2 protein-coding genes are annotated in these 13,196 nt (G+C 39.8%); both read right to left on the bottom strand.

Translation table 11 applies throughout. The features are described from left to right. Positions 1-6: 6 nt before the first annotated feature. The gene (locus MARIT_RS05815; RefSeq protein WP_024741584.1) at positions 7-936 is read right to left on the bottom strand and encodes a PorP/SprF family type IX secretion system membrane protein; all 930 of its coding nucleotides are present in this window, start codon (positions 934-936) and stop codon (positions 7-9) included. Positions 937-976: 40 nt separating this feature from the next. Continuing rightward, positions 977-12,655, bottom strand: a complete 11,679-nt coding sequence (locus MARIT_RS05810) for an Ig-like domain-containing protein (RefSeq protein ID WP_100211036.1) — start codon at positions 12,653-12,655, stop codon at positions 977-979. Between the last annotated feature and the right edge of the window lie 541 nt (positions 12,656-13,196).

Genomic DNA, 13,196 nt, shown 5'->3' with positions numbered 1-13,196 from the left:
ATATAATTAAAAGAATCTTGGTGATTTGAATCTAGGTTGTTTAAAGATTTCATAACGTAGCATTACTTCATGAGTTCCTGTATTAACAACATTATAATTGGATGTTGTTAAATCATAAGCATACCCTATATAAAGAGATTCGCTTGCTTGAAATCCTAGTAGAGCACTGATAGCATCATCCCATCTCCAAGCAATACCCGCTGTAAACCTCTCCTGAAATAAGAAATTTGCAGAAACATCTAGTGACAAAGGTGATCCAGAAACTCCCTTTACCAAAGCTGCTGGTTTAAATTTAATATTCTCATTTAAATCAAATACATAACCTGTTATCAAGAAAAAGTGTGACCTCTCTACAGCTACTTCTCCTCTAGGACTCTCTTCGTCGTAATGTTCTTTTCTTAAAAAATTTGGAATCGAGAGACCTATATACCATTGTGGTTCATGGTAGTAAACTCCCGCCCCTATCGTAGGTAAAAATTTATTTACAATATTTTCCTGAAAAACAGGATCCTGACCAGGAGTCCTTCCTAAATTCCAATCAATATTTAACAATCTTCCTCCTAATTTTAATCCAAAGGCTAAATTACCTTCCTCTCCTGTTTCTATCGTATAGGAAAGGTTACCATCTAAATATAACTCATGAGATGGACCTATTTTATCATTTACTAAATTAAAACCTAAACCCAAACCACTATAACCTAAAGGAGTATCATAACTTAATGTTTGTGTATCAGGAGCTCCTTCAAGACCGACCCATTGAGTGCGTCCTAACCCCGTTATAGTTGTATGCCCTCTAGATCCTACGTAAGCTGGATTTACACTCATCGTATTGTACATATATTGAGTATATTGAGGATCTTGTTGCGCTTGCATGTCTATTATAACCATGCAAGCACATAACATACAAGTCAGAAATACGCTTAATTTTAGTTTCATTTCTATTCTTATTTTACTAGTCATTATTCTTTTATACTTCTTACCTGTTAATATAAATCCATCCTTTTCTTAATGGAGATCCATTTCCTAAATCTAACACATAGAAATACGTTCCTACTGGCAACTTCTTCTCCACTTGTATATTCGCTCGTCCATTAGAAACTCCTTCAAACCTATTATTTGGATCATTATTACTATATCCTTTTACACTATAAACAGTATTCCCCCATCTATTAAATATCTCTACAGTGTTGTCTTTAAATTTCTCTATACATTCAATCTTCAGGTAATCATTAATACCATCTCCATTAGGGCTAAACTCATTAAAAACAACCACGCATGTATCCAAATTCTTAGTAACTTCTACTGTTACCGTAGCTGTAGAACAGTTTGCTGGTGAAGCGTTATCACAAATTGTATAATCAAAAGTATCTGTTCCTGTAAAACCTTCATCGGGAGTATAAGTCACTATATCATCACTTGGATCATTTGGTGTTCCTCCATCATCAATAGTTACTGTCCCGTTTTCTGGATCTGTTGTTGTTAAATCCCCATCAGTCGGTATATCATTGTCATTATCATAAATATCTACTTCTACAGATACCCCTCCTTCTGTTGTAACTTCTGTATCATCTACGGCATCTGGTGTTGCATTTACTGTTACTATTACCGTTGACGTAGTGCAATTTGCTGGTGAAGCATTATCACAAATTGTATAATCAAAAGTATCTGTCCCATTAAAATCAGCATCTGGTGTATAAGTCACTACATCATCACTTGGATCATTTGGTGTTCCTCCATTATCAATGGTTACTGTTCCATTTGATGGATCTGTTATTATTAAAGTTCCATCCGTTGGTATATCATTGTCATTCCCATAGATACCCACTATTACCGCTGTATCTTCTGTTGTAGTAACTGTATCATCTTGACTATCTGGTACTGGACTTACTGTTACCGTTACTGTTGACGTAGTGCAATTTGCTGGTGAAGCATTATCACAAATTGTATAATCAAAAGTATCTGTCCCATTAAAATCAGCATCTGGTGTATAAGTCACTACATCATCACTTGGATCATTTGGTGTTCCTCCATTATCAATGGTTACTGTTCCATTTGATGGATCTGTTATTATTAAAGTTCCATCCGTTGGTATATCATTGTCATTCCCATAGATACCCACTATTACCGCTGTATCTTCTGTTGTAGTAACTGTATCATCTTGACTATCTGGTACTGGACTTACTGTTACCGTTACTGTTGACGTAGTGCAATTTGCTGGTGAAGCATTATCACAAATTGTATAATCAAAAGTATCTGTCCCATTAAAATCAGCATCTGGTGTATAAGTCACTACATCATCACTTGGATCATTTGGTGTTCCTCCATTATCAATGGTTACTGTTCCATTTGATGGATCTGTTGTTATTAAAGTTCCATCAGTTGGTATATCATTGTCATTCCCATAGATACCCACTATTACCGCTGTATCTTCTGTTGTAGTAACTGTATCATCTTGACTATCTGGTGTTGGACTTACTGTTACCGTTACTGTTGACGTAGTGCAATTTGCTGGTGAAGCATTATCACAAATTGTATAATCAAAAGTATCTGTCCCATTAAAATCAGCATCTGGTGTATAAGTCACTACATCATCACTTGGATTATTTGGTGTTCCTCCATTATCAATGGTTACTGTTCCATTTGATGGATCTGTTATTATTAAAGTTCCATCCGTTGGTATATCATTGTCATTCCCATAGATACCCACTATTACCGCTGTATCTTCTGTTGTAGTAACTGTATCATCTTGACTATCTGGTACTGGACTTACTGTTACCGTTACAATTGCAGTATCTGTATCTCCATTCGCATCCGTAATAATATAAGTAAAACTATCGTTTCCTGTGAAATCTGGATTAGGAATATATTCAAATACTCCATCTGAAACTTCTGATACAGTACCATTATTCGGTCCATTTGCTGGATCTAAACTATAGTTATCTCCATCTCCTCCATCAATACCTAAGTCATCATTTATTCCTACATTTATCTGATTATCTATACCAGAAGTACTATCTTCTTCTACTATCAAATTATCATCTACACCTGTTGGCGTATCATTAACATTTGTTACTGTTATAGCTACTGTTGCCTTATCTGTATTACCATCTGCATCGGTTACCGTTACTTCTACTTCATATACATTATCTCCATTTGCATCCGCTGGATTCTCAAAATCCTGTCCTGGTAATGTAACTGCTCCCGTAGCTGCGTCAATCGTGAAAAGACCTTGGTCTGCTCCTCCTGTTATTGTATAAGTAACTACTCCTATTGGTGTAGCTCCTCCTAAAGCTGGAGTCTCTGTGATTGCTACATTCTCTGGCGTGCTTTCGTTTACATCTGCTAATGTGATTGCTGCTGTTTCTACAACATCTGTTACCGTTATAGCTACTGTAGCCGTATCTGTATTACCATCTGCATCGGTTACCGTTACTTCTACTTCATATACATTATCTCCATTTGCATCTGCTGGATTCTCAAAATCCTGTCCTGGTAATGTAACTGCTCCCGTAGCTGCGTCAATCGTGAAAAGACCTTGGTCTGCTCCTCCTGTTATTGTATAAGTAACTACTCCTATTGGTGTAGCTCCTCCTAAAACTGGAGTCTCTGTGATTGCCACATTCTCTGGCGTGCTTTCGTTTACATCTGCTAACGTGATTGCTGCTGTTTCTACAACATCTGTTACCGTTATAGCTACTGTAGCCGTATCTGTATTACCATCTGCATCGGTTACCGTTACTTCTACTTCATATATATTATCTCCATTTGCATCTGCTGGATTCTCAAAATCCTGTCCTGGTAATGTAACTGCTCCCGTAGCTGCATCAATCGTGAAAAGACCTTGGTCTGCTCCTCCTGTTATTGTATAAGTAACTACTCCTATTGGTGTAGCTCCTCCTAAAGCTGGAGTCTCTGTGATTGCTACATTCTCTGGCGTGCTTTCGTTTACATCTGCTAATGTGATTGCTGCTGTTTCTACAACATCTGTTACTGTTATAGCTACTGTTGCCGTATCTGTATTACCATCTGCATCGGTTACCGTTACTTCTACTTCATATACATTATCTCCATTTGCATCTGCTGGATTCTCAAAATCCTGTCCTGGTAATGTAACTGCTCCCGTAGCTGCATCAATCGTGAAAAGACCTTGGTCTGCTCCTCCTGTTATTGTATAAGTAACTACTCCTATTGGTGTAGCTCCTCCTAAAGCTGGAGTCTCTGTGATTGCTACATTCTCTGGCGTGCTTTCGTTTACATCTGCTAATGTGATTGCTGCTGTTTCTACAACATCTGTTACCGTTATAGCTACTGTAGCCGTATCTGTATTACCATCTGCATCGGTTACCGTTACTTCTACTTCATATATATTATCTCCATTTGCATCTGCTGGATTCTCAAAATCCTGTCCTGGTAATGTAACTGCTCCCGTAGCTGCATCAATCGTGAAAAGACCTTGGTCTGCTCCTCCTGTTATTGTATAAGTAACTACTCCTATTGGTGTAGCTCCTCCTAAAGCTGGAGTCTCTGTGATTGCCACATTCTCTGGCGTGCTTTCGTTTACATCTGCTAATGTGATTGCTGCTGTTTCTACAACATCTGTTACCGTTATAGCTACTGTAGCCGTATCTGTATTACCATCTGCATCGGTTACCGTTACTTCTACTTCATATATATTATCTCCATTTGCATCTGCTGGATTCTCAAAATCCTGTCCTGGTAATGTAACTGCTCCCGTAGCTGCATCAATCGTGAAAAGACCTTGGTCTGCTCCTCCTGTTATTGTATAAGTAACTACTCCTATTGGTGTAGCTCCTCCTAAAGCTGGAGTCTCTGTGATTGCTACATTCTCTGGCGTGCTTTCGTTTACATCTGCTAATGTGATTGCTGCTGTTTCTACAACATCTGTTACTGTTATAGCTACTGTTGCCGTATCTGTATTACCATCTGCATCGGTTACCGTTACTTCTACTTCATATACATTATCTCCATTTGCATCTGCTGGATTCTCAAAATCCTGTCCTGGTAATGTAACTGCTCCCGTAGCTGCATCAATCGTGAAAAGACCTTGGTCTGCTCCTCCTGTTATTGTATAAGTAACTACTCCTATTGGTGTAGCTCCTCCTAAAGCTGGAGTCTCTGTGATTGCTACATTCTCTGGTGTACTTTCATTTACATCTGCTAATGTGATTGCTGCTGTTTCTATAACATCTGTTACCGTTATAGCTACTGTTACCGTATCTGTATTACCATCTGCATCGGTTACCGTTACTTCTACTTCATATACATTATCTCCATTTGCATCTGCTGGATTCTCAAAATCCTGTCCTGGTAATGTAACTGCTCCCGTAGCTGCATCAATCGTGAAAAGACCTTGGTCTGCTCCTCCTGTTATTGTATAAGTTGGAGTACCAATAGGCGTTCCTGTTAAAACTGGAGTCTCTGTGATTGCTACATTCTCTGGTGTACTTTCATTTACATCTGCTAACGTGATTGCTGCTGTTTCTACAACATCTGTTACCGTTATAGCTACTGTTGCCGTATCTGCATTACCATCTGCATCGGTTACCGTTACTTCTACTTCATATACATTATCTCCATCTGCATCTGCTGGATTCTCAAAATCCTGTCCTGGTAATGTAACTGCTCCCGTAGCTGCATCAATCGTGAAAAGACCTTGGTCTGCTCCTCCTGTTATTGTATAAGTAACTACTCCTATTGGTGTAGCTCCTCCTAAAGCTGGAGTCTCTGTGATTGCTACATTCTCTGGTGTACTTTCATTTACATCTGCTAATGTGATTGCTGCTGTTTCTACAACATCTGTTACCGTTATAGCTACTGTTGCCGTATCTGTATTACCATCTGCATCGGTTACCGTTACTTCTACTTCATATACATTATCTCCATCTGCATCTGCTGGATTCTCAAAATCCTGTCCTGGTAATGTAACTGCTCCCGTAGCTGCATCAATCGTGAAAAGACCTTGGTCTGCTCCTCCTGTTATTGTATAAGTTGGAGTACCAATAGGCGTTCCTGTTAAAACTGGAGTCTCTGTGATTGCCACATTCTCTGGCGTGCTTTCGTTTACATCTGCTAATGTGATTGCTGCTGTTTCTACAACATCCGTTACTGTTATAGCTACTGTTGCCGTATCTGTATTACCATCTGCATCGGTTACCGTTACTTCTACTTCATATACATTATCTCCATCTGCATCTGCTGGGTTCTCAAAATCCTGTCCTGGTAATGTAACTGCTCCCGTAGCTGCGTCAATCGTGAAAAGACCTTGGTCTGCTCCTCCTGTTATTGTATAAGTAACTACTCCTATTGGTGTAGCTCCTCCTAAAGCTGGAGTCTCTGTGATTGCCACATTCTCTGGCGTGCTTTCGTTTACATCTGCTAATGTGATTGCTGCTGTTTCTACAACATCTGTTACCGTTATAGCTACTGTTGCCGTATCTGCATTACCATCTGCATCGGTTACCGTTACTTCTACTTCATATACATTATCTCCATCTGCATCTGCTGGATTCTCAAAATCCTGTCCTGGTAATGTAACTGCTCCCGTAGCTGCGTCAATCGTGAAAAGACCTTGGTCTGCTCCTCCTGTTATTGTATAAGTAACTACTCCTATTGGTGTAGCTCCTCCTAAAGCTGGAGTCTCTGTGATTGCTACATTCTCTGGCGTGCTTTCGTTTACATCTGCTAATGTGATTGCTGCTGTTTCTACAACATCTGTTACTGTTATAGCTACTGTTGTCGTATCTGCATTACCATCTGCATCGGTTACCGTTACTTCTACTTCATATATATTATCTCCATTTGCATCTGCTGGATTCTCAAAATCCTGTCCTGGTAATGTAACTGCTCCCGTAGCTGCATCAATCGTGAAAAGACCTTGGTCTGCTCCTCCTGTTATTGTATAAGTAACTACTCCTATTGGTGTAGCTCCTCCTAAAGCTGGAGTCTCTGTGATTGCTACATTCTCTGGCGTGCTTTCGTTTACATCTGCTAATGTGATTGCTGCTGTTTCTACAACATCTGTTACTGTTATAGCTACTGTTGCCGTATCTGTATTACCATCTGCATCGGTTACCGTTACTTCTACTTCATATATATTATCTCCATTTGCATCTGCTGGATTCTCAAAATCCTGTCCTGGTAATGTAACTGCTCCCGTAGCTGCATCAATCGTGAAAAGACCTTGGTCTGCTCCTCCTGTTATTGTATAAGTAACTACTCCTATTGGTGTAGCTCCTCCTAAAGCTGGAGTCTCTGTGATTGCTACATTCTCTGGCGTGCTTTCGTTTACATCTGCTAATGTGATTGCTGCTGTTTCTACAACATCCGTTACTGTTATAGCTACTGTTGCCGTATCTGTATTACCATCTGCATCGGTTACCGTTACTTCTACTTCATATACATTATCTCCATCTGCATCTGCTGGATTCTCAAAATCCTGTCCTGGTAATGTAACTGCTCCCGTAGCTGCGTCAATCGTGAAAAGACCTTGGTCTGCTCCTCCTGTTATTGTATAAGTTGGAGTACCAATAGGCGTTCCTGTTAAAACTGGAGTCTCTGTGATTGCCACATTCTCTGGCGTGCTTTCGTTTACATCTGCTAATGTGATTGCTGCTGTTTCTACAACATCTGTTACCGTTATAGCTACTGTTGCCGTATCTGCATTACCATCTGCATCGGTTACCGTTACTTCTACTTCATATACATTATCTCCATCTGCATCTGCTGGATTCTCAAAATCCTGTCCTGGTAATGTAACTGCTCCCGTAGCTGCGTCAATCGTGAAAAGACCTTGGTCTGCTCCTCCTGTTATTGTATAAGTAACTACTCCTATTGGTGTAGCTCCTCCTAAAGCTGGAGTCTCTGTGATTGCTACATTCTCTGGCGTGCTTTCGTTTACATCTGCTAACGTGATTGCTGCTGTTTCTACAACATCTGTTACCGTTATAGCTACTGTTGCCGTATCTGCATTACCATCTGCATCGGTTACCGTTACTTCTACTTCATATACATTATCTCCATTTGCATCTGCTGGATTCTCAAAATCCTGTCCTGGTAATGTAACTGCTCCCGTAGCTGCGTCAATCGTGAAAAGACCTTGGTCTGCTCCTCCTGTTATTGTATAAGTAACTACTCCTATTGGTGTAGCTCCTCCTAAAGCTGGAGTCTCTGTGATTGCTACATTCTCTGGCGTGCTTTCGTTTACATCTGCTAACGTGATTGCTGCTGTTTCTACAACATCTGTTACCGTTATAGCTACTGTTGCCGTATCTGTATTACCATCTGCATCGGTTACCGTTACTTCTACTTCATATATATTATCTCCATCTGCATCTGCTGGATTCTCAAAATCCTGTCCTGGTAATGTAACTGCTCCCGTAGCTGCATCAATCGTGAAAAGACCTTGGTCTGCTCCTCCTGTTATTGTATAAGTTGGAGTACCAATAGGCGTTCCTGTTAAAACTGGAGTCTCTGTGATTGCCACATTCTCTGGCGTGCTTTCGTTTACATCTGCTAATGTGATTGCTGCTGTTTCCACTACATCGGTTACTGTTATAGCTACTGTTGCCTTATCTGTATTACCATCTGCATCGGTTACCGTTACTTCTACTTCATATACATTATCTCCATCTGCATCTGCTGGATTCTCAAAATCCTGTCCTGGTAATGTAACTGCTCCCGTAGCTGCGTCAATCGTGAAAAGACCTTGGTCTGCTCCTCCTGTTATTGTATAAGTAACTACTCCTATTGGTGTAGCTCCTCCTAAAGCTGGAGTCTCTGTGATTGCTACATTCTCTGGCGTGCTTTCGTTTACATCTGCTAATGTGATTGCTGCTGTTTCTACAACATCTGTTACCGTTATAGCTACTGTTGCCGTATCTGCATTACCATCTGCATCGGTTACCGTTACTTCTACTTCATATATATTATCTCCATCTGCATCTGCTGGATTCTCAAAATCCTGTCCTGGTAATGTAACTGCTCCCGTAGCTGCATCAATCGTGAAAAGGCCTTGGTCTGCTCCTCCTGTTATTGTATAAGTAACTACTCCTATTGGTGTAGCTCCTCCTAAAGCTGGAGTCTCTGTGATTGCCACATTCTCTGGCGTGCTTTCGTTTACATCTGCTAATGTGATTGCTGCTGTTTCTACAACATCTGTTACTGTTATAGCTACTGTTGCCTTATCTGTATTACCATCTGCATCGGTTACCGTTACTTCTACTTCATATACATTATCTCCATCTGCATCTGCTGGATTCTCAAAATCCTGTCCTGGTAATGTAACTGCTCCCGTAGCTGCATCAATCGTGAAAAGACCTTGGTCTGCTCCTCCTGTTATTGTATAAGTTGGAGTACCAATAGGCGTTCCTGTTAAAACTGGAGTCTCTGTGATTGCCACATTCTCTGGCGTGCTTTCGTTTACATCTGCTAATGTGATTGCTGCTGTTTCTACAACATCCGTTACTGTTATAGCTACTGTTGCCGTATCTGTATTACCATCTGCATCGGTTACCGTTACTTCTACTTCATATACATTATCTCCATCTGCATCTGCTGGATTCTCAAAATCCTGTCCTGGTAATGTAACTGCTCCCGTAGCTGCGTCAATCGTGAAAAGACCTTGGTCTGCTCCTCCTGTTATTGTATAAGTAACTACTCCTATTGGTGTAGCTCCTCCTAAAGCTGGAGTCTCTGTGATTGCCACATTCTCTGGCGTGCTTTCGTTTACATCTGCTAATGTGATTGCTGCTGTTTCTACAACATCTGTTACCGTTATAGCTACTGTTGCCGTATCTGCATTACCATCTGCATCGGTTACCGTTACTTCTACTTCATATACATTATCTCCATCTGCATCTGCTGGATTCTCAAAATCCTGTCCTGGTAATGTAACTGCTCCCGTAGCTGCATCAATCGTGAAAAGACCTTGGTCTGCTCCTCCTGTTATTGTATAAGTTGGAGTACCAATAGGCGTTCCTGTTAAAACTGGAGTCTCTGTGATTGCCACATTCTCTGGCGTGCTTTCGTTTACATCTGCTAATGTGATTGCTGCTGTTTCTACAACATCCGTTACTGTTATAGCTACTGTTGCCGTATCTGTATTACCATCTGCATCGGTTACCGTTACTTCTACTTCATATACATTATCTCCATCTGCATCTGCTGGGTTCTCAAAATCCTGTCCTGGTAATGTAACTGCTCCCGTAGCTGCATCAATCGTGAAAAGACCTTGGTCTGCTCCTCCTGTTATTGTATAAGTTGGAGTACCAATAGGCGTTCCTGTTAAAACTGGAGTCTCTGTGATTGCCACATTCTCTGGCGTGCTTTCGTTTACATCTGCTAATGTGATTGCTGCTGTTTCTACAACATCCGTTACTGTTATAGCTACTGTTGCCGTATCTGTATTACCATCTGCATCGGTTACCGTTACTTCTACTTCATATACATTATCTCCATCTGCATCTGCTGGGTTCTCAAAATCCTGTCCTGGTAATGTAACTGCTCCCGTAGCTGCGTCAATCGTGAAAAGACCTTGGTCTGCTCCTCCTGTTATTGTATAAGTAACTACTCCTATTGGTGTAGCTCCTCCTAAAGCTGGAGTCTCTGTGATTGCCACATTCTCTGGCGTGCTTTCGTTTACATCTGCTAATGTGATTGCTGCTGTTTCTACAACATCTGTTACCGTTATAGCTACTGTTGCCGTATCTGCATTACCATCTGCATCGGTTACCGTTACTTCTACTTCATATATATTATCTCCATCTGCATCTGCTGGATTCTCAAAATCCTGTCCTGGTAATGTAACTGCTCCCGTAGCTGCGTCAATCGTGAAAAGACCTTGGTCTGCTCCTCCTGTTATTGTATAAGTAACTACTCCTATTGGTGTAGCTCCTCCTAAAGCTGGAGTCTCTGTGATTGCTACATTCTCTGGCGTGCTTTCGTTTACATCTGCTAATGTGATTGCTGCTGTTTCTACAACATCTGTTACTGTTATAGCTACTGTTGTCGTATCTGTATTACCATCTGCATCGGTTACCGTTACTTCTACTTCATATATATTATCTCCATTTGCATCTGCTGGATTCTCAAAATCCTGTCCTGGTAATGTAACTGCTCCCGTAGCTGCATCAATCGTGAAAAGACCTTGGTCTGCTCCTCCTGTTATTGTATAAGTAACTACTCCTATTGGTGTAGCTCCTCCTAAAGCTGGAGTCTCTGTGATTGCTACATTCTCTGGCGTGCTTTCGTTTACATCTGCTAATGTGATTGCTGCTGTTTCTACAACATCTGTTACTGTTATAGCTACTGTTGCCTTATTTGTATTACCATCTGCATCGGTTACCGTTACTTCTACTTCATATATATTATCTCCATTTGCATCTGCTGGATTCTCAAAATCCTGTCCTGGTAATGTAACTGCTCCCGTAGCTGCATCAATCGTGAAAAGACCTTGGTCTGCTCCTCCTGTTATTGTATAAGTTGGAGTACCAATAGGCGTTCCTGTTAAAACTGGAGTCTCTGTGATTGCTACATTCTCTGGCGTACTTTCGTTTACATCTGCTAATGTGATTGCTGCTGTTTCTACAACATCTGTTACTGTTATAGCTACTGTTGCCTTATTTGTATTACCATCTGCATCGGTTACCGTTACTTCTACTTCATATATATTATCTCCATTTGCATCTGCTGGATTCTCAAAATCCTGTCCTGGTAATGTAACTGCTCCCGTAGCTGCATCAATCGTGAAAAGACCTTGGTCTGCTCCTCCTGTTATTGTATAAGTTGGAGTACCAATAGGCGTTCCTGTTAAAACTGGAGTCTCTGTGATTGCTACATTCTCTGGCGTACTTTCGTTTACATCTGCAATACTCGGAGGTAAATAAACTGTAACATCTATCTCTCCATCATCACAATTCGTTGGATTTATTTTTTCACAAATCTGATACGTAATTGTATAATTCCCTGCTGGAGTATTCACCGGTACATTTACTGATCCATCAGCTCCTACTGTGATATTCTCTGGATTAGCAGTTGTAGTAATATTCAAATCCCCCGCTGCTACTGGTACACCATTCAAGGTATCATTATTAGTAATCGCATTTCCTGCAACCCCTCCTAAGAATGTATTAATATTTGTTCCACTAAAATCATCATCATTCGCTATAATAACTGAACAAGCGACTATCGTTACAGACGAATAGTCGTCTTCATGAACAGCTTCTATATGGGCATAGGTTATTGGAGTAGTTATTTCAGCTGTTGTCAAACTAAAAGTATTATTAACAGCAGCTCCCGATGGATTTGTATATACTCCTGTATATTTCCAAATTTCATCAGGATCTAAAACTCCTGGGTTTGCAATATCTCCTCCAGAAAGAGTTAAAGCGACTCCTAATGTATTTGTTAAATTTACACTTGTTAATATAACGTTTCCTGTATTTCTTATAGAAACCTCATAATCAACAGTATCATTTACGGTATCATTACCGTCTGTAGTACTTGCATTAACTACTAATGCTGCATTTTGACTAAATGCACTTTCTGTAGTAAACGAAAATGCTAGAACAATTAGCAAAAAGCCAAACGCTTTACTCCATTTTTCACTCATATTAATTCTATTGTAAATTTTTCCCATACCTTATCACTATTACATATAAAATGTTTTTTTACCTCCATTTTTATAGATATCACTATTTTTCTAGTTGTAAATTTATTGAACTGTTAACGCTATCTAAAACTTGCATTATTAAGACTTTATCTCCATGAGTTAGACTCAAAAAAAACTTATCGGTCACTTTTCTTGACCCTATTCTTAACAGACTCATCATCTTTATCTTCTAATTTAATTCAACAACTATCTTTCTTTTTCTTATATTTGGGCTAATCATATATTAGTTCACTCCATTTTTAAGTTTATCGCTCGAAAAAACACATCAGGACACACCTATCGTTCTTCGATTAAAAATCGATTCATAAAAAACACAAAAGGGGGGAGAAAACTAAAAAAGGGTTGCTAGAAAAACTTGTAAATAAACCCCATCTCTATATCTTATATTATCCCATATATTTTTATTATAAAATCATACAACAAGATCTATTCTAAAATAGAACTAATTTATCATTTCTTAAATTTTATGGAGACAATTCAGAAACAAACTCCCTTAAAATCAAGAATC

The organism is Tenacibaculum maritimum NCIMB 2154 (genome assembly GCF_900119795.1).
GTDB lineage: Bacteria > Bacteroidota > Bacteroidia > Flavobacteriales > Flavobacteriaceae > Polaribacter > Polaribacter maritimus.
Note: the sequence above shows the minus strand (reverse complement) of the source record. Positions and strands in the feature narration are given on the sequence as shown.

Bases quoted from the DNA above. Each gene is read 5' to 3' on its own strand.
- MARIT_RS05815 (WP_024741584.1), bottom strand. From the start codon at position 936: ATGAAACTAAAATTAAGCGTATTTCTGACTTGTATGTTATGTGCTTGC.
- MARIT_RS05810 (WP_100211036.1), bottom strand. From the start codon at position 12,655: ATGGGAAAAATTTACAATAGAATTAATATGAGTGAAAAATGGAGTAAA.